This window comes from Streptomyces nogalater, from assembly GCF_039532885.1.
In the GTDB taxonomy this organism is placed as follows: domain Bacteria; phylum Actinomycetota; class Actinomycetes; order Streptomycetales; family Streptomycetaceae; genus Streptomyces; species Streptomyces nogalater.
Genome location: NZ_BAAASM010000044.1, coordinates 30,009 through 53,206 on the forward strand (window position 1 = coordinate 30,009; position 23,198 = coordinate 53,206).

Genomic DNA, 23,198 nt, shown 5'->3' on the forward strand with positions numbered 1-23,198 from the left:
CCCTCAGGCGCGCAGGTCGCCCTCGATGACCGTCACCGCGTGGCCGGTGAGCAGCGTACGCGCACCGCGCAGACCGGTACGGACCAGTCCGGTACGGCGGGAGGCCTGGAACCCGGTGAGATCGTCACGGCCGAGCCGGGGCGACCAGTACGGGGCGAGCGCGGTGTGGGCGCTGCCGGTCACCGGGTCCTCGTCGATGCCGATGTTCGGGAAGAAGCAGCGGGAGACGTAGTCGTAGCCGCGGGCGGGGTCCTCGGCGCGGGCCGTGGCGATGATGCCGCGCGCGGAGTAGGCGCCGAGGGCCTTGTGATCGGGGGAGAGGCCGCGGACGGTCTTCTCGTCGGCCAGTTCCACCAGCAGGTCGCCGACGTCGGGCCCGGTGTCGAAGGCGGCGAGCGGCTGAGTGCCGAGCGCCTCGGCGACCCCGGCCGGCAGTTCGGCCGGGGTGAGCGGGGCGGTCGGGAAGTCGAGGGTGAGCGAGCCGTCCGCGGCGGGCGTGGCGATCAGCACGCCACTGCGGGTGGCGAACCGCACCGGTCCCTCGTGGGCGCCGGTGGTGTGCAGGACGTGGGCCGTGGCGAGGGTGGCGTGCCCGCACATGGCGACCTCGGTGACGGGCGTGAACCAGCGCAGCGCCCAGTCCGTGTCACCGCCCTCGGGCAGCGGGTGCGCGAACGCCGTCTCCGTGTGGTTCACCTCCATGGCGACGTTCTGGAGCCGGTCGTCGTCCGGGAAGACGTCGTCCAGGAGGATGACTCCGGCGGGGTTGCCGGTGAACGGGCGGACGGTGAAGGCGTCCACGATTCGAAGGTGCATGGTGCCGACGCTAGCGGCTGCCACGGCGCCGGGGCCAAGGCCGCTTCACGAGCGGTGGACCGGTTTCCCGGCCGTCGCGCGGCGGTGTGCGCGGCCGGCGCGTCCAACGGGCCGTCGTACCCGGCCGACGTGACCGAGAGACCGGCGTCTTCGGCCCGTGTGGCCGCCGCCGACTCCGGCGGCGGCCGGCCGTCGGCCTCCACCGGCCGTCGCCCGCACGTCGCCCGCCCGGCCGCCGGCGAAGACCGGTACGCGGCGGGCCGCCGGTGCGGGCCGCGGGTACGGATGCGGGTGAGGGTGCGGGTGAGGTGTGAAGGTCCGGCGCCGGCCCGGGGCCCGGCGCCGTCCGCACGCGGTGGCTGTGGCACAGCGTCCACGGGTACACGTGCCCGTCGGAGGCCGGACGGCGAGGCTCCTCCGGTGCCGGGCCACGGAGCCGGGGCGTCCGCGTGGCCGTCTGGGCAAGGTGCCGGCCCTGTCCCGTGGTCGGGGTGCCGGTCCCGGCAGCGGAACGGCTCAGTCCCCACCGTCGCAGGTGTCCTGGGTACCGGCGAGCACGGGCCCGGTCGTGGCTTCGTGGGCCGCGAGTTCTTCCGAGGTTCCAAAGAAGGCGGGTCCGCAGCCGGGAGGGAGGCGCTCGACCACCATCGCGATGGCCTCCCGTGCCGTCGCGGCCGGCCCGACGTGCTCGCTGCGCCGGGGGCCGGAGACCCGGTAGCCGCCGTCCGCCGCAGGCTGGATGTAGGGGATGTCCCAGGTCCACGGCCACTCCGTGCACCGGCTGAAGTGCAGCTCTCCCATGCCGGTCCACGGGAACAGCCGGCGCAGGCGGGGTTCGGCGTAGGCGACTTCGAGCAGCTCGGCACGGACCCGCCCGTCGTCGCGGACCTTCTGCCAGCCCGCTTCGACCCGAGCCTGGCCCGAGGGCGTCGTATGCATGGCGCCCATCATTCCTGGTGGAATCTGTGAGGGCGCGGCCGTGGCGGCAGCTGTACGGGCGTGCGGCGACGAGGCACTGGCGGGGGAGTCGACGGCCTTCCGGCTCGGACGGGCAGGCCGGTCAGGTGAGGTAGTCCGCGCGTCCCTCGTCATCGAGTTCGAAGGGGCCTTCGGGGATGATGCAGAACTCATTGCCCTCGGGATCCGCCATCACCAGGAACCCTCCGGCGTCGTACTCCTCCAGCCGGCGCCCGCCGAGCGCCTCGACACGCTGCTGCTCCGCGGACGGGTGGGGTGAGGTGACATCGAAGTGCATACGGTTCTTCACGGACTTGGGCTTGTCGCTTCGCTGGAAGCCCAGGCCCAGGCCGTTCTCGCGCCGCAGCCATACATAGGGTCCCATGCGGCCCACGACTGGCCGGCCCAGCAGCTCGGACCAGAACGCGGCAAGCCGCTCAGGGTCGGTGGCATCGATGATGAGGGCATTGATCTGCATAGGTGAGTCCGCCATCCCCTGATCCTCTCAGTGCTCACGGGGCCGCTCGGTCAGATGAACCTGCCCGTGGTCGATCTTCAGTGAGACCGGTCGGACTTCGTTGAGACAGGTCATGTCACCTGGCCCCCGAGGGGGTTGGCATAGGTTCCGGCCGGTGGGGTGTGGGCGGTTTCGAGGGGCGGCGGGGTGCCTTCGGGCCGTTCGGGCCGGGGTTCGGTCCCGGTGGGCCCGGGTTCGGGCCGGTCCCGGGGGGGCGCGTGGGCGGGGCGGTCCGCGGGGGCGGGCGCGGCGCGGTGATGTGCGCGCCTCGCTCCTGGCCCTGCTCAAGGGGCGGCCCATGGCTGACCGTCATCAACGACGCCCGCAAGAAGCTGTATCTGATCCTGGCCGACGAGCACTGAGGCCCGTACGCCGGCCGGCCTGGCGGTCCGGGAACGCGTGAGCGTTCCGTGGTGAGGAACCGTCGGCCCTGCTCCGGCGGTGGCACGCGGACGGCAAGGCGGCGCGCGCGGTTCGCGTCATATCGGCTGGATCTCCTCCGTAAGGATGAAATCCGGGCCGGTGATGTCCACTCCGCGTGGGACGCGCAAATGGTTCCTGTCGCGGATGCCCCGTCCCCTTGGGGCTGATGAGGTAGGGGATGTGCAATCCCGTACAGCCCACCGGACCGCCCCCGACCGAGCGGTTCCGCACCAGGACGGAGCTGCCGGGCTCGACGCGGAGCTGGCGGCGGTGGTCGCCGGTGCCCGCAGGAGGGCCGTCCGGGACGGGGACCGGCAGACCGACACCGCCCATCTCCTCCACGCCCTGCTGGAGCACGACCCGCAGGCCCGCGCCGCCGTGGGCGAACCGCGGCGGCTCGCCCGGCTCCTCGGTTACCTCGTGCAGCGCAGCATCGGCTACGGACTGCGCTGGCAGACCGGCGTCGAGGACTCCGGCGCGCTCCCCGTCGTAGCCGCTCCCGCCGACCGACCCGGGCAGCCGTCCGCCGCCACCACGGGCCGGGACGCCGCCGCAACCGGCAAGGACACCGACGCCATAGGCAAGGACGCCGCCGTCACGGGCAGGGGTGCCGCCGTCACGGGCAGGGACGCCGACCGCTGGTCGCCCGCCGCTGCCGCCGCGCTCGCCGACGCCCGTACCCGTGCCCGGCGCCGGGACGCCCGCCGCGTCGCCGGTACCGATCTGCTCGCGGCTTTCGCCGCCGACCCGGGGTCCCGGGCCGTGGAGGTGCTCGAACGCGCCGGCATCGCGGCGCGCGACCTGATCGCGCGGATCGAGGCCGGGGCCGGGGCACGCGCCGGCGACGGCCGGGCGGACGGCCGGCGGCCCGAATCGTCCACCAGCTGAGACAGGTGTCAACAGGGGTGACGCTCCTGTCGGCGCCTGCCATCATGTGCCGGTGCATACGTCTGTGAGCAGTCAGGACAGTCCCGGCAAGGGCGCCGGGCTCGGCCTCGCGCTCGCCTCCGCGCTGGCCTTCGGCGGGTCCGGCGTGGCCGCGAAGCCGCTGATCGAGGCGGGCCTGGACCCGCTGCACGTGGTGTGGCTGCGGGTGGCGGGCGCCGCCCTGGTGATGCTGCCCCTCGCCGTGCGGCACCGTGCCCTGCCGCGCCGCCGGCCCGCGCTGCTCGCCGGCTTCGGACTGCTCGCCGTCGCCGGCGTTCAGGCCTGCTACTTCGCCGCGCTGTCCCGCATCCCGGTCGGCGTCGCCCTGCTCGTCGAGTACCTGGCGCCCGCCCTGGTGCTGGGCTGGGTGCGGTTCGTGCAGCGGCGGCCCGTCACCCGGGCCGCCGCGCTCGGTGTGGTCCTCGCGGCCGGCGGCCTCGCCTGTGTGGTGGAGGTCTGGTCCGGGCTGAGCTTCGACGCGCTCGGCCTGCTGCTCGCCCTCGGCGCCGCCTGCTGCCAGGTCGGCTACTTCGTCCTGGCCGACCAGGGCAGCGACGCGGGGGCGACCGCACCCGACCCGCTCGGTGTCATCGCCTACGGGCTGCTCGTGGGCACCGCCGTACTGACCGTGGTGGCCCGCCCCTGGAGCATGGACTGGTCGGTGCTGGCCGGATCCACCGACCTGAACGGCACCGCCGTACCGGCCGCCGCCCTGCTCGCCTGGATCGTGCTCGTCGCCACGGTGATCGCGTACGTCACCGGGGTGCTCTCCGTGCGCCGGCTGTCGCCGCAGGTCGCCGGGGTCGTCGCCTGCCTGGAGGCGGTCATCGCGACCGTGCTGGCCTGGGTGCTGCTCGGCGAGCACCTCTCCCTGCCGCAGGTCGCCGGTGGCGCGGTCGTCCTGGTCGGCGCGTTCATCGCCCAGTCCGCCGGCCCCGGCAAGGGCACCCCCGAGCCGGTCGCCGCCGACGGCGCGGAAAGGGAGTTGTCCGCGCGGGGCACCGCCGCCTAGAGTCCCGATCATGCAGCAGAACGCACTCGTCCTTCCGCCCCCGGCCGCCTGAGGCGGGCCTCCGGGTCACCCGCCCGACGCGCACGCGCCGGGCCGGACGGTGCTGCCCGCAGATGAAGTCAGCGCGTCCCGCCGAGACGGGACGCCTTCGACCTTCCGCGCTGTCCTGCGCGTTTCTGCGGAGAGATTCTGTTGTCGAACACTTCCTCCGGCCTGCCCGTCGGGCGTGGCCTGCTCTACCTGATCGTCACCGGTGCCGCCTGGGGCACCGCGGGCGCCGCCGGCTCGCTGGTCTACCGCACCAGCGACCTGGGCGCCTTCGCCCTCTCCTTCTGGCGCTGTGCGCTGGGGCTCGTCTTCCTGCTGGCCGGCCGCCTGCTGCGCCCGCGCGCCCGCCGCACGGCCGCGGCCCGGCCGTCGCGCCGTGCGATCAGGAGGGTCCTGGCCACCGGGGTCGCCCTCGCCGTGTTCCAGACCGCGTACTTCGCGGCGGTGGCGTCGACCGGGTTGGCCGTGGCCACCGTCGTGGCCCTCGGCGCGGGTCCCGTGCTGATAGCGCTCGGCGCCCGGCTGCTGCTCGGCGAGCGGCTGGGCGCGGGCGGGGGCGCGGCCGTCGCGGGCGCGCTCGCCGGGTTGGCCGTGCTCACCCTGGGCGGTTCGGCCGCGACCGTCCGGCCGTCGGGGGTGCTGCTCGCCGTGGCCTCGGCGGCGGCCTACGGCGCCATGACCCTGCTCACCCGCTGGTGGGGCAGGGACGGCGGCGCGGACAGCGCCGGCACCACGGTGGGGGCCTTCGCCGTGACCAGCCTGTGCCTGCTGCCGTTCGCCGTCCACGAGGGCCTGCTCCCGCACACCGCCCACCCGGCCCGGCTGCTGTGCCTGCTGCTGTACATCGCCGCCGTGCCCACCGCCCTCGCGTACGCCTTCTACTTCGCGGGAGCCGCGGTCGTCCGGTCCGCCACCGTCTCCGTGATCATGCTGCTGGAGCCGGTGACCGCGGCCGTACTCGCCGTCCTGCTGCTCGGCGAGCGGCTCTCGGCGGCCACGGCGGCCGGCACCCTGCTGATGCTCGGCGCCGTGGCGGGCCTGGCCGTGAGCGAGGCCCGCGGGTCCGGCCGCCCGGAGCCGACCGCGGTGTGACCGGCGGCCGCCCCCGAAACGCCGGCCCGGGGGCGGGCCGTGGCCGTTACCGCGCCGCCAGGTAGTCCGGCAGCCCGATGCCGGGGGCCAGGTCGCCGTTGGGAACCGGGGTCTCGTAGCCCTTGCGCAGCGGGACGACGCCGGCCCAGTGCGGCAGGGCGAGGTCCTCGGGCTCGTCGTTGGCGCCGCCGGTGCGGACCTTGGCGGAGACCTCCTCCAGGTCCAGGCGGATCACCGCGGTGGCGGCCAGCTCCTTCTTGCTCGCGGGCCGGGAGTCGGCGGCCCGGCCCGGTACGACGTGGTCGACCAGCGCGTCGAGGGCCAGCCGCCGCTCCTCGGGGTCGGTGACCTCGTGCGCGATGCCGTGGACCACGACCGAGCGGTAGTTGATCGAGTGGTGGAAGGCGGAACGGGCCAGCACCAGCCCGTCGACGTGGGTGACCGTCAGGCACACCGGCAGGCCCGGGTCGGCCTGGCCGGTCATCCGCAGCGGCCGGGAGCCGGTCGAGCCGTGGACGTAGAGCCGCTCGCCGACCCGGCCGTACAGCGTCGGCAGCACCACGGGGGCGCCGTCCCGGACGAAGCCGAGGTGGCAGACGTACCCCTCGTCCAGGATCGCGTGCACCAGTTCCTTGTCGTACGACGCCCGCTGCGCGGAGCGCGTCGGGACGGTCCGGTCGGTCGGCGCGTAGGCGGCGGGCCGCGATTCCTCGGTGGTGCCCTGCATGGTCCCCTCCATGGCGATCTCTATTGCACTAGTGCATAATGAGCTTTGTGCTAGGAGACTATCGGATCGAAGGGCGCGGCGCAGCCGAGATTGCGGCCAGCGTCGAACAGGCGGTCGGGTCGGGCGGGTTGGAACCGGGGCAACTCCTGCCTTCCATGCGGGAGTTGGCGGCCAGGCTGGGGGTGAACGCGAACACGGTCGCCGCCGCCTACCGCATCCTGCGCGAACGCGGGGTGATCGAGACGGCCGGCCGCCGGGGCAGCCGGGTCCGCCCCAGGCCTGCCACCACCGGCCGGGAGGAACTGCGCGTCGAGGTGCCCCCGGGCGGCCGCGACCTGTCCACGGGCAACCCCGACCCGGCCCTGCTGCCCCGCCTGGGCCCGGCCCTCGCCGCGGCGGCCGAGCAGGGCGACCGGCGGCCCGTCCGCTACGGCGACGACCCCGTGGACCCGGACCTCGCCCGGCTCGCCCGCGCCGAACTCGACGCCGACGGCGTCCCCGCGGGCCCGCTGACCGTGACCTCCGGCTCCCTCGACGCCGTCGAACGCGTCCTCACCGCGCACCTCAGGCCCGGCGACACGGTCGCCGTCGAGGACCCGGGCTGGGGCAGCCTCCTCGACCTCGTCCCCGCCCTCGGCCTGCACACGGCCCCGGTCGGCGTGGACGACGACGGCCCGCGCCCGGAGGACCTGCGCCGCGCCCTGGAGTCCGGGGCCCGCGCGCTGATCGTCACCGACCGGGCGCAGAATCCGACCGGCGCCTCGGTGACCGCCCCGCGCGCGCGTGCCCTGCGGGCGGTGCTGCGCGACCATCCGGGGACCCTGCTCATCGAGGACGACCACGGCCACGGCATCGTCGACCTGCCGCTGCACCCCCTCGCCGGCGTCACCCGCCACTGGGCCTTCGTCCGCTCCGCCGCCAAGGCCTACGGCCCCGACCTGCGCCTCGCCGTCCTCGCCGGGGACCCCGTCACCGTCGACCGGCTCCGCGGCCGCCAGCGCCTGGGCCCCGGCTGGGTGAGCCTGCTGCTGCAACGCGCCGTGGTCCACCTGTGGACGCACGGCGCGGTGGACCGGGCGGCGGTGGCCCGGTCCTACGGCGCCCGGCGGGACGCCCTGGTCGACGCGCTGGCGGAACGCGGTGTCACCGCCCACGGCCGCAGCGGTATGAACGTGTGGGTCCCGGTCCCCGACGAGACGGGCGCCCTCGCCCGGCTGCTCCAGAGCGGCTGGGCGGTGGCCCCGGGCGCCCGCTTCCGCCTGGCCTCCCCGCAGGGCGTGCGCATCACGGTCTCGCCCCTCACCGGGGCGGACATCACCGCGCTGGCCGACGCGGTGGCGGCTGCCGTACGCCCGTCCCCGGCCCGCGTCTACGGCTGAGGACGGCCGGGCCGGGGGGCGCGGTCACCACGGACCCGCGCCACACCCCGTCACGCGCTCTTCCCCCGCACCTGGGTCAGCGCCGCGCCGGCCAGGACGATCACGGCCCCCACCGGCGTGGTCCACCGCAGCGACTCCCCGAGGATCGCCACCCCCGCCGCCGTGGCGATGACCGGGATGAAGTACGTGACCATCTGGGCGGTGGTGGGCCCCACCTCGGCGACCAGCCCGTACTGGAGCAGCACCGCCAGCCCCGTGCCCAGCGCGCCGAGCGCCGCGACGGCCAGCAGCGGAACGAGCGCGAGGTGCCCGGGCGCGCTGGTGAACAGGGGCGTCACCACCGCGAGCTGGACCGTGGCCAGCAGCAACTGCCCCCCGGTCATGGACAGATGGGAGTTGCCCGTACCGGCCAGCGTCCGCCGGACGTAGATCCAGCCCACCGGATAGCTCAGCGAGGCCAGCAGCGCCATCGCCGTGCCCGTGGCGTCCAGCCCGTGGAAGCCCTGCCAGACGCCGAGCACGGTCAGCACGCCCAGGAAGCCCAGTCCGAGCCCGGCCACCCGCACCCGGCTCGGCCGGTCCTCGGACAGCGCGACCAGGGACAGCGCCATGCCCCACAAGGGGGAGGTGGCGTTGCAGATGCCGGCCAGGGTGGACGGGATCGTCAGCTCGGCGTAGGCGAAGAGGGAGAACGGCAGGGCGTTCAGCAGGAACGCGGCGACCGCCATGTGCCCCCACAGCCGGGCCCCGCGCGGCAGCCGCTCCCGCTTCACGGCCATCGCCGCCACCAGCACCGCCGTGCCGAACACCAGCCGCCCGAGGGTGACCTGGAACGGCGCGTACCCCTCGGTTCCCACCTTGATCAGCAGGAAGCTGAAGCCCCAGATCAGGGACAGCAGGCCGAAGCGCAGCCGCCAGTCCAGGCGGGCGCGGCCTCCGGTCGGGCCGGAGGAGGGGCCGGAGGCGGGGGAGTGGGTCCGGGTGCGGGTGCTGATCGTGCTCATGGCGACAACGATGCTGGAGGCAACCTCGTAGCACAATCGAGATTTCCCACCTGGTACCTCTTAGGATCCCTTACATGTTGAACCTTGAGCGCCTGCGGACCCTGGACGCACTGGCCCGGCACGGCTCGGTCAGTGCCGCCGCCGACGCGCTGCACGTGACCACGTCCGCGGTCTCCCAGCAACTGGGCAAACTGGAGCGGGAGGTCGGGCAACGGCTCCTCGCCAAAAACGGCCGGGGCGTGCGGCTCACCGACGCCGGGCGGCTGCTGTCCGAGCACGCGGCGCGCATCCTGTCCCAGGTCGAGCTGGCCGAGTCCGACCTGGAGGCGCACCGCGGCCAGGTCGTCGGCGAACTGCGCCTGTCGGCGTTCCCGACCGCGGCCCGCGGTCTGTTCCCCGCCGCGCTGGGCGCGCTGCGCACCGGGCACCCGGGGCTGCGGGTGCGCTCCAGCGAGCTGGAACCGGAGCAGGGCATCGCCGGGGTGGTCCGCGGCGATCTCGACCTCGCGGTGGTCCTGGACTGGTACAACAAGCCGATGCCCGTCCCCGACGGCCTGGTCAAGGCACCCCTGCTGGACGACCCCGCCGAGGTCGCCATGCCCGTCGGGCACCGGCTCGCGGACCGGGACGAGGTGGACCTGACCGAGTTCACCGAGGACGAGTGGATCACCTGGGGCGAGGGCGAGTTCTGCCACGAGTGGCTGATGTTCACCCTGCGGTCCAAGGGCGTCGAGCCGATCGTCGGCCACCGCGCTGGGGAGACCCACACCCAACTCGGGCTGGTCGCCGCCGGACTGGGCGTGTGCGTCGTACCCTTGCTGGGCCGGCACCCGGTGCCCGAGGGGGTGGTCCTGGTGCCGCTCCGGCAGCGCGTGCGCCGCCATGTGTACGTGATCTGGCGGGCGGACGCCGACCGCCGGCCCTCGATCCGCGCCGCGGTGGAGGCCCTGCGGACGGCGGCGCGCCGGCTCGGCTGAGTCCTACACCCCGCCCAGCTTCCGGAAGTCCCAGGACACGGTCTTCTGCGGGGTCAGCCGGGCCCACGCGTGCCGGCCGTCGTGCACCATCTCGTCCAGGCCGAGGTTCTTGCGCGCGAACAGCGTCTCGGCCGTGTCGAGTTCGGCGCACAGCTCACCCCGGCGCGGCACCTCGCCCACGAACTCCACCCGGCCGGACAGCTCCACCCCGCGCAACTCGCCGTACTCCTCCCCGGAGTCGACCACGACCGCCACCCGGGGATCGCGGCGCCACTGTGCCCAGCGGCGGCTTCGCACCACGGAGTACAGCCACAGCGACGTGCCGTCCCAGACGAACCACAGCACGCTGACATGCGGTGTGCCGTCGGCCGAGACGGTCGCGATCCGGCAGGTGCGCTGGGTGGTGAGGAACTCGTCCAGCTCGGCCGGCGACATCATGATCCTGCGGCCCCGCCGCTGAGGGCTGACGGACATGCGGCCCCCTCTCTTCTCCCCGTCGTGCCGGAGACTCGTCGTCTTCGCGACGATCCTGAGGCAGCACGTCGGAAAAGGGAACGGGGCGCCACCGTCACGACCACCGACGGGATACCGGACCGTCCCGGCCGGACGCGGGGGTGCCGCCGAGATGGGCCCGGCTCAGGCCAGCCTGATGCCGTCGCCCGACACGGTGATCCGCGCCGGGGCCAGACCCTTCGTCGCCGGCCCCTTCTTCACGCTGCCGTCCGCCACGGAGAACTCGCTGCCGTGACACGGGCAGACGATCAGGCCGCGCGCCACGCTGCCGACCGCGCAGCCCTGATGGGGGCACTCGGCGGAGAACGCCTTGTAGGTGCCGGCCATCGGCTGGGTGACCACGACACCCTGGTCCTTGAAGATCCTGCCGCCGCCCTCGGGGATGTCGGCGGTCCTGGCGAGCGCGGTGCCACCGCCGTCCGGCGCGGCCCCGGTGGTGGCGGCCTCGGTGTCGGACGCGTCGTCGCCCGCACCGCAGGCGGTCAGCGCGGCGGCGAGCCCCGCGGCACCGACCGCCGCCACGACGGTACGACGGTCCGGACCGGCGGCGGGGTGGGAGGAGGCGCTGCTCATATGGCGTTTCCCTTCAGCGGAGCTGTCATGGTCCGCCCTCGGGTACGGGCGTTGGACCGCGGCCGTTCAGCGGGCGGTGGGTGCCCGGGAGTTCGTGCCGGATCGTCCCCGTCTTCCGCCGGGGCGACCACGCATCCAGGGTCCCCACCGCCCGGCCGGCTTCGGCGCGGGGAGCCCGGCCGCGCCCCGCCGGAGCGAAGGAGCCGGCGGGGTCCGGCCGCCGAATGCGCGGTCGAGCGCTCGGATAGCCTGGCGAAATGCTACGAACTGTCACCGCGACCCGCTATATCACGCCCCTGCGTGAGGGCGGCTCGTTGCCGGGGCTTGTCGAGGGCGACGACTTCGGGATCTACGTCATCAAGTTCACCGGTGCGGGACAGGGCCGCAAGACCCTGGTCGCCGAAGTCGTGTGCGGCGAACTCGCCCGGCGGCTCGGGTTCCGCATGCCCCGGCTGGTCACCCTCGAACTGGACCCGGTCCTCGGGCTCGGCGAGCCCGAACAGCAGGTGCAGGACCTGCTGCGCGGCAGCGGCGGTACCAACCTCGGCATGGACTTCCTGTCCGGCGCCCTCGGTTACGACCCGCTGGCCTTCCCGGTGAGCCCCGAGGAGGCCGGCCGGATCGTATGGTTCGACGCGCTGGTCAACAACGTCGACCGGTCCTGGCGCAACCCCAACCTCCTGGTGCACCGAGGACAGCTGTGGCTCATCGACCACGGCGCCACGATGATCTGGCACCACAACTGGCCCGGCGCCGAGACCTCGGCGGCCCGCCCCTACGACGCCTCGGACCACGCCCTGGCCGGCTTCGCCCCCGACGTGCGCGCCGCCGCGGCCGACCTCGCCCCCAAGGTCACCGAGGACCTGCTGGCCGAGGTCACCGCCGAGATCCCGGACGTCTGGCTCGACGGCGAGCCGGGCTTCGACACCCCGGACGACCTGCGCCGGGCCTACGCGCGGCCGCTGCTCGCGCGCGCGGCCGTCATCGCCGAGCGGATCACCGGCCTCGGCACCGGATCCGAGGAGGGCAAGTGAGCGAGCGTCACATCCACATGGCCGGTCATGTCACCGAACGGCACATCACCCGGGCCGGCCAGGGCGGCGACCGGGACGTGTTCGAGTACGCGCTGCTGCGGGTCGTGCCCCGGGTGGAGCGCGGGGAGTGCGTCAACGCGGGCGTGGTCGTCTACTGCCGCGCCCGGGGTTACCTCGGCGCCCGCACCCACCTGGACGAGGCCCGGCTGCTCGCCCTGGACCCGGCCGCCGACGTGGCCGGGGTGCGCGCCGCGCTCGCCGCGATCGAGCGGACGTGCGCGGGCGGTGAACAGGCCGGGCAGGCGGCCGGCGACGACGCGGGGCGCCGCTACCGCTGGCTGGTCGCGCCCCGCTCCGCCATCGTCCAGCCCGGCCCCGTGCACACCGGACTGACCGCCGACCCGGCCGCCGAGACCGAGCGCTTGCTGAACCTCCTGGTGAGGTAATCGATCACACCGGCCGATGTTGCCGTTGACACCGCGTGCCAGGGCTTCTAGCGTCACGGGTGGAGAAGGTACTAAGCGGTCGCTCACCGCACGAGCGGGCCCTCTCCGAGGGTCCGACAGGTTCTCTCAAGGGCGAGGAGAAACAGCATGTCCACCAACGAACAGCGGGTCGCGGTAGTCACCGGCGCGGCGCGCGGCATCGGCGCCGCCACCGCCGTACGGCTGGCCGCCGAAGGCCGCGCGGTCGCCGTGATCGACCTCGACGAGGCCGCCTGCAAGGACACCGTCGAGAAGATCACCGCCGCCGGCGGCAAGGCCGTCGCGATCGGCGCGGACGTCTCCGACGAGGCACAGGTCGAGGCGGCCGTCGCCCGCGTCGCCGAGGAACTGGGCGCCCCCACGATCCTGGTCAACAACGCGGGCGTGCTGCGCGACAACCTGCTGTTCAAGATGAGCGTGTCCGACTGGGACACGGTCATGAACGTGCATCTGCGCGGCTCGTTCCTGATGACCAAGGCCGTGCAGCAGCACATGGTCGAGGCCGGCTGGGGCCGGATCGTCAACCTCTCCTCCTCCTCGGCGCTCGGCAACCGCGGCCAGGTCAACTACTCGGCCGCCAAGGCCGGTCTCCAGGGCTTCACCAAGACCCTCGCCATCGAGCTGGGCAAGTTCGGCATCACCGCCAACGCCGTCGCCCCGGGCTTCATCGCCACCGAGATGACCAAGGCCACCGCCGAGCGCGTCAAGATGGACTTCGAGGACTTCAAGAAGGCCGCCGCCACCCAGATCCCGGTGCAGCGCGTCGGCGAGCCCGAGGACATCGCCAACGCCATCGCCTTCTTCACCGGCGAGGCGGCCGGGTTCGTCTCCGGCCAGGTGCTGTACGTCGCCGGCGGACCGCTCAACTAAGGGACTCAGGGGTAACACGGACATGACTGGACTCCCCGAGCTCTCCGGCAGGGTCGCGATCGTCACCGGCGCCAGCCGCGGTATCGGCTACGGCGTCGCCGAGGCGCTGGTCGCCCGCGGTGACCGCGTCTGCGTCACCGGCCGCGGCGAGGACGCCCTGAAGGAGGCCGTCGAACGGCTCGGCGCCGAACGGGTCATCGGCGTCGCCGGCAAGGCGCACGACCTCGACCACCAGAGCGAGGTCGTCGAGCGCACCATGGCGGCCTTCGGCCGGGTCGACTTCCTCGTCAACAACGCGGGCACCAACCCGGTCTTCGGCCCGATCGCGGACCTCGACCTCGACGTCGCCCGCAAGGTCTTCGAGACCAACGTGGTCTCCGCCCTCGGCTTCGCCCAGAAGACCTGGCACGCCTGGCAGAAGGACAACGGCGGCGCGATCGTCAACATCGCCTCGGTCGCCGGCCTGTCGGCCTCGCCGTTCATCGGCGCGTACGGCATGAGCAAGGCCGCGATGATCAACCTCACCCAGCAGCTGGCGCACGAGTTCGCGCCGCGGGTACGGGTCAACGCGATCGCCCCGGCCGTGGTCAAGACCAAGTTCGCGCAGGCCCTGTACGAGGGCCGCGAGGAGGAGGCCGCGGCCGGCTACCCGCTGGGACGGCTCGGGGTGCCCTCCGACATCGGCGGCGCCGCCGCGTTCCTCATCTCCGAGCAGTCCGACTGGATCACCGGTCAGACGCTCGTCGTGGACGGCGGCATCTTCCTCAACGCGGGCGTGGGCTGACCCGCTCCCTTCCGGGCACCGGTCCTCCGGACGGACCGGTGCCCGGCATCCGCCCGGCATCCGCCCGGCATCCGCCCGGGCGGACCCACGGCATCGTCGTCGCCGATCGGTCAACGGGCCTTGTTCCAGGGGAGGTTCAGGGCACGGGCGCTGCGGTATGGTCTGCCGTCCCTTGGTACGGCGGATCGAGGAGCGTGCGCGTGCCCCACCGGAGCCGATTCCTGCGAAGAGCCGCGGCGAGCGCGTCCCTGTCCCTGGTCGCCGGCTGCGGCCTGCTGTCCGACGGCGACCCCGACGAGCGGGGACCGATCGTCGTGGGCACCACCAGCGCCCCGAGCACGCTGGACCCCGCCGGAGCCTGGGACGGCTCCTGGGAGCTGTACCGCAACGTCTTCCAGACGCTCCTCGCCTACCCGAACGGCGCCGCCACCCCCCAGCCCGACGCCGCCCGCACCTGCGCCTTCACCGACTCCACGAGCCGCACCTACCACTGCGAGCTGCGCGCCGGACTGAAGTTCGCCGACGGCGACCCGCTGACCGCCGAGGCCGTCCGGCACTCCATCGACCGCATCCGCGCCATCGACGCCCCCGGCGGCCCCGCCGGACTGCTCGGCAGCCTGGACCGGGTGGAGACCGCCGGCGAGCGCGACATCGTCTTCCACCTCGACAAGCCCGACGCCACCTTCCCCTTCGTGCTGGCCACCCCCGCCATGTCCCTGGTCGACCCGGACGACTACCCGGCGGACTCCCTGCGCGAGGACACCGGCGTACACGGCTCCGGGCCGTACGAACTGCGGTCCTACGAGGAGGGGGAGCGGGCCGTCCTGGTCCGCAACGACACCTACCGGGGCTTCGCCAAGCGGCGGAACGACGCGGTGACCATCCGCTACTTCGAGGACTCCGCCGGCATGGTCCGGGCGCTGCGCGAGGGGCGCGTGGACGTCACCTACCGCGGACTCGCCGCCGACGACATCGTGGCCCTCCAGGAACACGACGACGAGGAGCTGCACCTGGTCGACGGCACCGGCACCGACATCAGCTACCTGGTGTTCGACCCCGCGGACCCCTGGGCCGGGCGGATCGCCGTACGCAAGGCCGTCGCCCAGCTCGTGGACCGGGCCGCGATCGCGCACAAGGTCTACAAGGACACCGTCGACCCGCTGTACTCGATGGTCCCCAAGGGCCTGACCGGCCACACCACCGGCTTCTTCGACGACTACGGCGAACCGAGCGTCACCAAGGCCCGCGGGATCCTCACCGCCGCCGGCATCACCCGGCGCGTCCCGCTCACCCTCTGGTACACCACCGACCGCTACGGCTCCGAGACCCGCCTGATGTTCCAGGAGCTCAAGCGGCAGCTGGACGGCTCCGGCCTGTTCACCATCACCCTCAAGAGCCGACCGTGGAAGACCTATGTGACCGGCTTCCGCAACCACGAGTACCCGGTGTTCGGACGGGGCTGGTCCCCGGACTTCCCCGACGCGGACAACTTCATCGCCCCGTTCGTCGGCGAGCACAACGCGCTCGGCACGCCCTACCCGGCCAAGGAGATCACCGGCCGGCTGCTGCCCCACGCGCGCGCCGAGAGCGACCGCGCCCGGGCCGTCGAGGACCTGGAGGCCGCCCAGCGGATCATGGCGGACGACGCCCGGCTGCTCCCGCTGTGGCAGGGCCGGCAGTTCGTGGCGGCCGGCGTCGACATCTCCGGCGCCGAACAGGCCCTGGACCCCTCGACGGTGATGACGATGTGGGCGCTGCACCGCAAGACCAGCTGGTGAGAACCCTCGCGGCAGCCGTTGTCAGTGCTCGCCTGTAGGTTCTGGAACCTGGAAGTGACCGCACGCGGTACCTGATCGACATCGTGAGGACGTTGACGTGACCGACATCGCCATGCTGCCCGAGTCCTGGCGCGGGGTTCTGGCCGACGAACTGCAGCAGCCCTACTTCAAGGAGCTGACCGAGTTCGTCGAGGAGGAGCGGGCGAAGGGCCCCGTCTACCCGCCGCGCGAGGAGGTCTTCGCCGCGCTGGACGCCACGCCGTACGACCGGGTGAAGGTCCTCATCCTCGGCCAGGACCCGTACCACGGCGAGGGCCAGGGCCACGGCCTGTGCTTCTCGGTCCGCCCCGGGGTGAAGACCCCGCCCTCCCTGCGGAACATCTACAAGGAGATGCACGAGGAACTGGGCCTGCCCATCCCGGACAACGGCTATCTGATGCCGTGGGCCGAACAGGGCGTGCTGCTGCTCAACGCGGTCCTCACCGTCCGGGCCGGCGAGGCCAACTCCCACAAGGGCAAGGGCTGGGAGAGGTTCACCGACGCCGTGATCCGCGCGGTGGCCTCCCGCCCCGACCCGGCGGTCTTCGTCCTGTGGGGCAACTACGCGCAGAAGAAGCTCCCGCTGATCGACGAGACCCGGCACGTGGTGGTCAAGGGCGCGCACCCCTCGCCGCTGTCCGCCAGGAAGTTCTTCGGCTCCCGCCCGTTCACGCAGATCAACGAGGCGATCGCCGCACAGGGACACGAGCCGATCGACTGGCGCATCCCGAACCTGGGCTGACCGCGGCGCGGGACGGGGGACACGGCCGGAGCGCGGTCGCCGCGGCCCCCAGAGGCGCGGGGAACCGGGCGACCGGCCGGGACGCGCCCGCGGTCGGCCGCCGGCGCCGTCGGCACGACGGCGCCGCCTGTCCGGGAATCAGGTCCGCGCCGGTTAGCGTCGGGAGCGGCAACAACCGGCGACGGCCCGGAGGGCATCGTGGCGGAGCGACAGGAACAGACGGCGTCGGACGCCGTGCTGACGCGGATCGGGCAGGTCGTGATGTTGCACCACGGCGGCGACCGCGAGGAGGCCCGCAGCCGCTTCCTGGACCTGTGGGCGGAGATCGGCGAGGACGGCGACCCGCTGCACCGCTGCACCCTCGCCCACTATCTGGCCGACACCCACGACGACCCGGTGGACGAACTCGCCTGGGACCTCAGGGCGTTGTCGGCGGCCGAGGAGCTGACCGACGGCCGCCCGGGCGGCGACCCGGACAGCGTGCGGGGCTTCCTGCCGTCCCTGCACCTGAACCTGGCCGCCGACTACGCCAAACTGGGCCGCGCCGAGGCCGCCCGCAGCCAGCTGCGCCGGGCCCGCAGCGCCGCGCGCGGCCTCGCCGACGACGGCTACGGCGCGGGGGTCCGCTCCGCGATCAGCCGGCTGGCGCTGCGGCTGGGGGAGGACGACGGGGCGGGGGACGAGGGCCGGCCGCCGCGCCGGTAGCGGACGCCGATCAGGAGCCTGCGCGGCCGGGTCCTTCGGCAGCCGCACGCCGGGTCTGGAGGAGATACGCGCGGGACAGGAGACATCGGCCCGTCCGCCCAGGCCGCCAGGGACAGCACGTGCCGGGCCGGGTCGGATGAGCCCGCGGCGGAGAGCAGCACGGCCGGCTGCTCCCGGAAGACGGCGCCGGTCCGGTCCGGTCGCCGAAGGCGCGCAGCCCGGGGCGCCGGGTGGCCTCCAGGGCCGGTCCGTGCCGGGCGGCCGGCAGATCCCGGCGGCCGCCTACACCACCGACCGGCTCCCGCGCACCAGCGCGATCGCCCGCCGGGCCGTTCGCACCGCCCGCCTCGGCATGGCCGGCGGCCGGGCCGCCACCGCCGTACGGAACGCCGTAGCCGCGGCCCCGCCGACGACCGGGCCGGCGCTCTTCCCGCGCGGCTTCGACGGCGTCGCCGACCGGCGGTCCCCGTATGCTTCCCGCAGACCAAACGCAGGCCAGCGATAGGGGAGAGCACGTGAAGGTCGGCTGCATCGGACTCGGGGACATCGCGCAGAAGGCCTATCTGCCGGTGCTCGGCACCCAGCCGGGAATCGACCTGCACCTCCAGACCCGCACCCCCGCCACCCTGGACCGGGTCGGGGACAGCCTGCACCTGCCGCGTGACCGGCGGCACACCACCTTGGACTCGCTGCTCGACGCCGGCCTCGACGCGGCCTTCGTGCACGCGCCCACCGCCGTTCACCCCGAGATCGTCACCCGGCTGCTGGAGGCCGGCGTCCCGACGTACGTGGACAAGCCGCTGGCCTACGAACTCGCCGACTCCGAACGGCTGGTCGCCCTCGCCGAGCGGCACGGCGTCTCGCTCTTCGTCGGCTTCAACCGCCGCTACGCGCCCGGGTACGCCCAGTGCCTGGACCATCCCCGGGAGCTGATCCTCCTGCAGAAGAACCGGACCGGGCTGCCCGAGGAACCCCGCTCGATGATCCTGGACGACTTCATCCACGTCGTCGACACGCTGCGCTTCCTGGTGCCCGGCCCGGTCGACGACGTGACGGTGCGCGCCCGCGCCGAGGCCGGGCTGCTTCACCACGTCGTGCTCCAGCTGGCGGGCGACGGCTTCACCGCGCTCGGCGTGATGAACCGGCTCAGCGGCTCGTCCGAGGAGATCCTGGAGGTGTCCGGGCAGGACACCAAGCGCCAGGTGGTCAACCTCGCCGAGGTGATCGACCACAAGGGGCAGCCCACCGTGCGCCGGCGCGGCGACTGGGTGCCGGTGCCCCGCCAGCGCGGCATCGAACAGGCGGTCCTCGCCTTCCTCGACGCCGTACGGGCCGGACGGGTGCTCAGCGCCCGGGACGCGCTGGCGACCCATGAACTGTGCGAGCGGGTGGTGCGAGAGGTGGGGTACCGCCACGGCGCGTCCTGACCGTCCGCACCCCCTCGGTCACCCCCAGCACGGCCAGCACCAGCAGCGCGCCGTGCACCGGCCAGTCGCCGTGGCGGACGTACGGGGTGACGCCGTGCGCGAGCGGTACGTCGTACACCCGCGCTGCGCTCGCGCCGGTGCCGAGCCACGGGCCGAGGCGACGGCCGTCCGGGCCGTAGACCGCCGAGACGCCGGTGAGGGTGGCGTGCACCATCGGGCGGCCGGTCTCGGCGGCGCGCAGCGCGGCCAGCGAGGCGTGCTGCTCCGGCGCCCAGCTGTGCTGGAACGTGGAGGTCGAGGACTGGCCGAGGAGGATGTCCGCGCCGTCGTCGGCGAGATGCCGGCCCAGGTCGGGGAAGGCGGTCTCGAAGCAGATCAACGGGCCGACCCGCAGCCCGTGCCCGACGTCCAGCACGGCCTGCCGGGTGCCGCGGTGCCGGTCCTCGCCGGCGGCCCGGCCCACCGAGGTGGCCCAGCCGAGCAGCGAACGGGCCGGTATGTACTCGCCGAACGGCACCAGCCGCATCTTGTCGTACCGGTCGCCGGTCGGGCCGTCCGGGCCGACCAGCACCGCGCTCTTGTAGATGCCGGGCCGGCCGGAGCGGCGGGCGTCCACGTTCACCAGCACGTCGGCGCCGGTCGCCCGCGACAGCGCCGCCAGCCGCCGGGCCAGGTCGGGCCGGTCGTCCAGGTCGAAGCCGACGCTGGACTCGCCCCACACCACCAGGTCGACGTCCTGCCCGGCCAGCCGCCGGGTCAGCCGCTCCTCCAGCGCGAACCGCCGCTCGGCGCTGTCCCGCCCGGCGACGACACCCGGCTGCACGACGGCGATCCGGGCCCGCCCGTCCCCATCCGGGCGCGGCGCCCACGCCCACCCGGCCGAGGCCACCGCGGCCGTCGCGGTCAGCGAGGCCACGGCCGGCAGGCGGGACGCGGGCACGGATATCAGCACGGCCACCGCCACGTTGACGGCCACCACCAGGAAGCTGAGCAGCCACACCCCGCCGACCGAGGCCAGCCGCAGCGCCGGATCCACCTGCCACTGACTGGCGCCCAGCATGCCCCACGGCCCGCCGAGACCCTGCCAGGAGCGCACCAGTTCCCCCGCCAGCCAGGCCGACGGCAGCACCAGCAGCGCGGCGGCGCCCCGGCCCGCCGGCGCCGGCCCGCCCAGCAGCCGGCGCACCAGCCATCCCCATGGCACCCACAGCGCGCCCAGCAGCGCGGCTATCAGGAAGATGAACACGTGCAGGTTCGGCAGCAGCCAGTGGTGCACGGCCAGCAGGAAGCCGAAGCCGCCGCACCAGCCGTCGTACGCGGCCCGCCGCCCGGTCGGCGCCGACCGGGCCAGCAGCAGCCACGGCACCAGGGCGACGTACGCCCACCACCACAGGGAGGGGGCCGGAAACGCGAGCACGGGCAGCGCGCCGGACAGGGCGGCGACGGCCGAGCGGCGCCACGGGGAGGTCAGCCAGTGGTCGATCGTCCTCATAGGGAGCCTCCCTACCCAGCGATGGCTCCAGTGTGCGCGGCGGACCCGGGGCCGTGCGCGTTCGGCGGCGAACGGGCCGAGCGGGCCGTGTACGCCGGCCCGTTACGGGGTGCCGGGCCGCCCGCCCGACAGGCGGCGCCACTTCTCGTGGGCGACGACCTCGCGCAGCCGCCAGCCGTCCGGTGTGCGCAGCAGCCCGAAGTCGTACCGGCCGCCGCACACCAGGTCCGGCGCGGCGGGGCCGGTGGCGTCGGCGAGGCTCATGGGGGTGAGGTAGTCGGCGCGCACCCGGGCGGTGTCCCCGGTGTCGTGCTCCAGGACCCCGAACCGCACCTGCCGGTTGACGATCAGGTGCTGCCGCGTGGTGAACCGGGCCAGGCTCTCGGCGAGCCAGGCGGCGACCCGCCCCGCGTCGCCCTCGATGCCGCCCGCCGAACGGTAGTCGGCCCGCCCGTCCGCCGTGAACAGCCGGTGGTACGCGGCCCAGTCGCCGTCGTCCAGCGCCACCGCGTAGGCGGTGACCAGGTCCTCCACGGCCAGCCGGTCCCTCACGGTCGCGAACTCCGCACGCTGCGTCATCGCCACAGTGTTGGCCACGGCGGACGCGGAGCCAAGAGGTCTACGGGGTGAAATATTCGGTGGTGCGGGACCGGAGCGGCGGCCGAACCTGTCCCCGTGAACGTACAAGCCGTCGAAACCGAACCGGAGTTCCGCGTCCGTGCCCGGTACACGGACACCACGGTGACCGTCTACCAGGCCTACCGCCCGGAGATCGGCCGGGCCGCCGCCCGTACCGGACGCTTCCCCTCCGCCTGGAAGCGGGACCGGATGACCTGGGTCAAGCCGTCGTTCCTGTGGATGATGTACCGCTGTGGCTGGGGCACCAAGGAGCACCAGGAGACCGTCCTCGCCGTGGAGATCACCCGCGAGGGCTTCGCATGGGCCCTGCGCCACGCCTGCCTGTCCCACTACGCGCCCGCCCTGCACCCGGACCAGGCCGCCTGGAAGCGCGAGCTGGCGCGCAGCCCGGCCCGGGTGCAGTGGGACCCGGAGCGGGATCTGCACCACAACCCGCTGCCGTACCGGTCCTTGCAGCTCGGCCTCGCCGGGGAGGCGGCCGCCCGGTACGCGGACGAGTGGATCGTCGGTATCGAGGACGTGACCCCGCTGGCCGGAGAGATCCACGCGCTGGTACGGGCGGGCGAGGTGACGCGGGCGAGCGCGGCGCTGCCCGAGGAGCGGCCGTATCCGGTGGCCGACGAGGTGCTCGCGCACCTGCGTGCGTAGGACCGCGCCAAGTCTTCGCCGCGGTCGCCGGTTCAGGCCGCCTCGATGATCCGGCCGCGGACGGCGGCGGCCCACTCGATCACCAACAGCTCGTACTCCGCGCGCTCCTGGGCCGACAGGGTGCCGCCCGCACGCAGCCACAGCGCTCTGATCCGCTCGTTCAGCTCGGCGGCAGAGCGCGCGGAACCAGGGGGTGGGGAATCCGGGGACATGCGGCACAGCCTAGGCCCAAGCACTGACCCTGCGCTACCGCCTGGCTACGCAGACGGTGACGCGTTGGTCACCGGCTCCGCCCGGTCGTCCGTTCGTGGCCGCCTGCTGCCGGGAACGGGCCGCCCGCCCTCCGGGCGGTGCGCAGGTCACGGGCGGGTCACGGACGGGGGAAAGATGTCCGAAACCCGCGCGGTCTCCCGCGGCGAGGCCCTACCCGGCCGATTCGGCGGCGTGCGGGCTCAGTACGCCCATGGCCACCAGGACGATGATCACGATGCCGAGGGCGACGCGGTACCAGACGAACGGCATGAAACTCTTGTTGGAGATCCACTTCATGAACCAGGCGATGACCGCGTATCCCGAGGCGAACGCGATCACCGTCGCGAACAGGGTGGGCCCCCAGTCCACATGGCCCTCGCCCAGCGAGTCCTTCACCTCGAAGGCTCCGGAGGCGAGGACGGCGGGGATGGCGAGCAGGAAGGAGTAGCGGGCCGCGGCCTCCCGCTTGTAGCCCATGAACAGGCCGCCGCTGATGGTCGCGCCGGAGCGGGAGACGCCCGGGATGAGCGCGCAGGCCTGGCAGAGGCCGAAGATCAGGCCGTCCTTGACGCCCAGGTTCTCCAGCGTCTTGCGCTGCTTGGGCGCCCGGTGCCGGCGGCCGGTCTCGTCGCGGGCCGCCATCCGGTCGGCGATGCCGATGACCACGCCGACGACGAGGAGCATCGTCGCGGTGACCCGCAGATCGCGGAACGGTCCCTCGATCTGGTCCTTCAGCGTCACGCCCAGCAGACCGATGGGGATCGAGCCGACGATCACCAGCCAGCCCATCTGCGCGTCGTGGTTCCGGCGCATCGACTTGTCGAACAGCGAGCGGCACCAGGAGGTGATGATCCGGCCGATGTCCTTGCGGAAGTAGATGAGCACCGCGGTCTCGGTGCCGATCTGGGTGATCGCCGTGAAGGCCGCGCCCGGGTCCTCCCAGCCGGAGAACGCGGCGGTCAGCCGCAGGTGCGCGCTGGAGGAGACGGGCAGGAACTCGGTCAGCCCTTGGACGAGTCCGAGGACGAGGGATTCAAACCAAGACATGAAGGTATGGCGTCCAAGTGCTGAAAGGAGAAGAGGTGATCATGTGACGAAGGAAGGGTAGCGGGCCCGGCCGGCGGTACGGCAACAGGGGCCGGGCACGTCCGCCTTCCACGGGGGCCGCGCACCGCGGGCCGGGCCGGCGGGACAGTACCTCCCGGGCGGGTGAATCGGCGTGCCCCGGCCATGGCCGCGACTGCTGTAATGGACGCGCCCGAGGGTTACCGATGACGCGGCCGGGAGGTCGTCTTGAGGGTTGATCAGTGTCTTCTCGTCGACGGGGACGACACGTTG

General features: G+C 73.6%; 25 protein-coding genes and 1 pseudogene. 15 read left to right on the top strand and 11 right to left on the bottom strand.

Annotation, left to right across the window (positions count from 1 at the left end; genetic code table 11):
• Positions 1-3: 3 nt before the first annotated feature.
• From ABD350_RS27630 to ABD350_RS27640, 3 genes are all read right to left on the bottom strand, one after another.
• Complete coding sequence (locus tag ABD350_RS27630; RefSeq protein ID WP_344351292.1) at positions 4-816, bottom strand: PhzF family phenazine biosynthesis protein; 813 nt, start codon at positions 814-816, stop codon at positions 4-6.
• A 516-nt stretch (positions 817-1,332) separates the two neighbouring features.
• Positions 1,333-1,755: a DUF6193 family natural product biosynthesis protein gene (locus tag ABD350_RS27635; RefSeq protein WP_344351295.1), complete on the bottom strand. Its 423-nt coding sequence runs from the start codon at positions 1,753-1,755 to the stop codon at positions 1,333-1,335.
• Positions 1,756-1,876: 121 nt separating this feature from the next.
• Positions 1,877-2,266 (bottom strand): VOC family protein, encoded by a 390-nt coding sequence (locus ABD350_RS27640; RefSeq protein WP_344351297.1) that lies wholly within the window; start codon positions 2,264-2,266, stop codon positions 1,877-1,879.
• 104 nt (positions 2,267-2,370) lie between these two features.
• Between ABD350_RS27640 and ABD350_RS27645 the strand changes: the two are divergent.
• The 4 genes and pseudogenes from ABD350_RS27645 to ABD350_RS27660 form a co-directional block, all read left to right on the top strand.
• Positions 2,371-2,591: pseudogene (locus tag ABD350_RS27645) on the top strand (PadR family transcriptional regulator); the annotation flags it as partial.
• A 302-nt stretch (positions 2,592-2,893) separates the two neighbouring features.
• Positions 2,894-3,601, top strand: coding sequence for a Clp protease N-terminal domain-containing protein (locus ABD350_RS27650; protein WP_382466918.1), 708 nt, complete (start codon positions 2,894-2,896; stop codon positions 3,599-3,601).
• 46 nt (positions 3,602-3,647) lie between these two features.
• Complete coding sequence (locus tag ABD350_RS27655; RefSeq protein WP_344351302.1) at positions 3,648-4,652, top strand: EamA family transporter; 1,005 nt, start codon at positions 3,648-3,650, stop codon at positions 4,650-4,652.
• A 192-nt stretch (positions 4,653-4,844) separates the two neighbouring features.
• Positions 4,845-5,792, top strand: a complete 948-nt coding sequence (locus ABD350_RS27660) for an EamA family transporter (protein WP_344351304.1) — start codon at positions 4,845-4,847, stop codon at positions 5,790-5,792.
• 46 nt (positions 5,793-5,838) lie between these two features.
• On the opposite strand, the gene ABD350_RS27665 is transcribed toward ABD350_RS27660, so the two are convergent.
• A complete protein-coding gene (locus ABD350_RS27665) occupies positions 5,839-6,519 on the bottom strand; it encodes a pyridoxamine 5'-phosphate oxidase family protein (protein ID WP_344351306.1) in 681 nt (226 codons plus the stop codon).
• 47 nt (positions 6,520-6,566) lie between these two features.
• On the opposite strand from ABD350_RS27665, the gene ABD350_RS27670 reads away from it, so the two are divergent.
• On the top strand, positions 6,567-7,898 hold the full coding sequence (locus ABD350_RS27670; protein ID WP_344351308.1) for an aminotransferase class I/II-fold pyridoxal phosphate-dependent enzyme: 1,332 nt from the start codon (positions 6,567-6,569) through the stop codon (positions 7,896-7,898).
• Between the two features lie 50 nt (positions 7,899-7,948).
• Here ABD350_RS27670 and ABD350_RS27675 read toward each other — a convergent pair whose 3' ends face one another.
• Positions 7,949-8,902 (bottom strand): DMT family transporter, encoded by a 954-nt coding sequence (locus ABD350_RS27675; RefSeq protein ID WP_382466917.1) that lies wholly within the window; start codon positions 8,900-8,902, stop codon positions 7,949-7,951.
• Positions 8,903-8,976: 74 nt separating this feature from the next.
• On the opposite strand from ABD350_RS27675, the gene ABD350_RS27680 reads away from it, so the two are divergent.
• Complete coding sequence (locus ABD350_RS27680; protein WP_344351313.1) at positions 8,977-9,879, top strand: LysR family transcriptional regulator; 903 nt, start codon at positions 8,977-8,979, stop codon at positions 9,877-9,879.
• Between the two features lie 3 nt (positions 9,880-9,882).
• Here the strand turns inward: ABD350_RS27680 and ABD350_RS27685 are convergent, their stop codons facing one another.
• Positions 9,883-10,353 carry a pyridoxamine 5'-phosphate oxidase family protein gene (locus tag ABD350_RS27685; RefSeq protein WP_344351315.1) on the bottom strand — a complete coding sequence of 157 codons (471 nt, stop codon included), beginning with the start codon at positions 10,351-10,353 and terminating at the stop codon, positions 9,883-9,885.
• Positions 10,354-10,515: 162 nt separating this feature from the next.
• Positions 10,516-10,965 (bottom strand): Rieske (2Fe-2S) protein, encoded by a 450-nt coding sequence (locus ABD350_RS27690; protein ID WP_344351318.1) that lies wholly within the window; start codon positions 10,963-10,965, stop codon positions 10,516-10,518.
• A 257-nt stretch (positions 10,966-11,222) separates the two neighbouring features.
• Here ABD350_RS27690 and ABD350_RS27695 point away from each other — a divergent pair, with 257 nt between their 5' ends.
• The 8 genes from ABD350_RS27695 to ABD350_RS27735 all read left to right on the top strand — a co-directional run bounded on the left by ABD350_RS27695 (position 11,223) and on the right by ABD350_RS27735 (position 18,829).
• Positions 11,223-11,999: a HipA family kinase gene (locus ABD350_RS27695; protein ID WP_344351320.1), complete on the top strand. Its 777-nt coding sequence runs from the start codon at positions 11,223-11,225 to the stop codon at positions 11,997-11,999.
• Complete coding sequence (locus ABD350_RS27700) at positions 11,996-12,445, top strand: DUF3037 domain-containing protein (protein WP_030775010.1); 450 nt, start codon at positions 11,996-11,998, stop codon at positions 12,443-12,445. Before ABD350_RS27695 ends, ABD350_RS27700 begins: the two co-directional genes overlap by 4 nt.
• A 147-nt stretch (positions 12,446-12,592) precedes the next feature.
• Positions 12,593-13,354, top strand: a complete 762-nt coding sequence (fabG, locus tag ABD350_RS27705) for a 3-oxoacyl-ACP reductase FabG (RefSeq protein WP_344351324.1) — start codon at positions 12,593-12,595, stop codon at positions 13,352-13,354.
• Between the two features lie 22 nt (positions 13,355-13,376).
• Positions 13,377-14,138 (top strand): SDR family oxidoreductase, encoded by a 762-nt coding sequence (locus ABD350_RS27710; protein WP_344351326.1) that lies wholly within the window; start codon positions 13,377-13,379, stop codon positions 14,136-14,138.
• Positions 14,139-14,338: 200 nt separating this feature from the next.
• Positions 14,339-15,916, top strand: coding sequence for an ABC transporter substrate-binding protein (locus tag ABD350_RS27715; protein ID WP_344351328.1), 1,578 nt, complete (start codon positions 14,339-14,341; stop codon positions 15,914-15,916).
• A 97-nt stretch (positions 15,917-16,013) separates the two neighbouring features.
• Positions 16,014-16,697, top strand: a complete 684-nt coding sequence (gene ung / locus ABD350_RS27720) for a uracil-DNA glycosylase (protein WP_344351330.1) — start codon at positions 16,014-16,016, stop codon at positions 16,695-16,697.
• A gap of 198 nt (positions 16,698-16,895) precedes the next feature.
• Positions 16,896-17,402: a hypothetical protein gene (locus ABD350_RS27725; protein WP_344351333.1), complete on the top strand. Its 507-nt coding sequence runs from the start codon at positions 16,896-16,898 to the stop codon at positions 17,400-17,402.
• A 515-nt stretch (positions 17,403-17,917) separates the two neighbouring features.
• Positions 17,918-18,829 (top strand): Gfo/Idh/MocA family protein, encoded by a 912-nt coding sequence (locus ABD350_RS27735; protein ID WP_344351335.1) that lies wholly within the window; start codon positions 17,918-17,920, stop codon positions 18,827-18,829.
• Here the strand turns inward: ABD350_RS27735 and lnt are convergent.
• Complete coding sequence (lnt, locus tag ABD350_RS27740) at positions 18,747-20,321, bottom strand: apolipoprotein N-acyltransferase (protein WP_344351337.1); 1,575 nt, start codon at positions 20,319-20,321, stop codon at positions 18,747-18,749. The two genes, ABD350_RS27735 and lnt, sit on opposite strands and share 83 nt — an antisense overlap.
• A 102-nt stretch (positions 20,322-20,423) precedes the next feature.
• The gene (locus ABD350_RS27745; RefSeq protein WP_344351338.1) at positions 20,424-20,900 is read right to left on the bottom strand and encodes a nuclear transport factor 2 family protein; all 477 of its coding nucleotides are present in this window, start codon (positions 20,898-20,900) and stop codon (positions 20,424-20,426) included.
• A gap of 96 nt (positions 20,901-20,996) precedes the next feature.
• Between ABD350_RS27745 and ABD350_RS27750 the strand changes: the two genes are divergently transcribed.
• Positions 20,997-21,608, top strand: a complete 612-nt coding sequence (locus ABD350_RS27750; protein WP_344351340.1) for a DUF4291 domain-containing protein — start codon at positions 20,997-20,999, stop codon at positions 21,606-21,608.
• Between the two features lie 32 nt (positions 21,609-21,640).
• Here ABD350_RS27750 and ABD350_RS27755 read toward each other — a convergent pair whose 3' ends face one another.
• Positions 21,641-21,820, bottom strand: coding sequence for a hypothetical protein (locus ABD350_RS27755; RefSeq protein WP_344351343.1), 180 nt, complete (start codon positions 21,818-21,820; stop codon positions 21,641-21,643).
• Between the two features lie 211 nt (positions 21,821-22,031).
• Positions 22,032-22,907, bottom strand: a complete 876-nt coding sequence (locus ABD350_RS27760; protein WP_344351346.1) for an undecaprenyl-diphosphate phosphatase — start codon at positions 22,905-22,907, stop codon at positions 22,032-22,034.
• Positions 22,908-23,198: the final 291 nt, after the last annotated feature.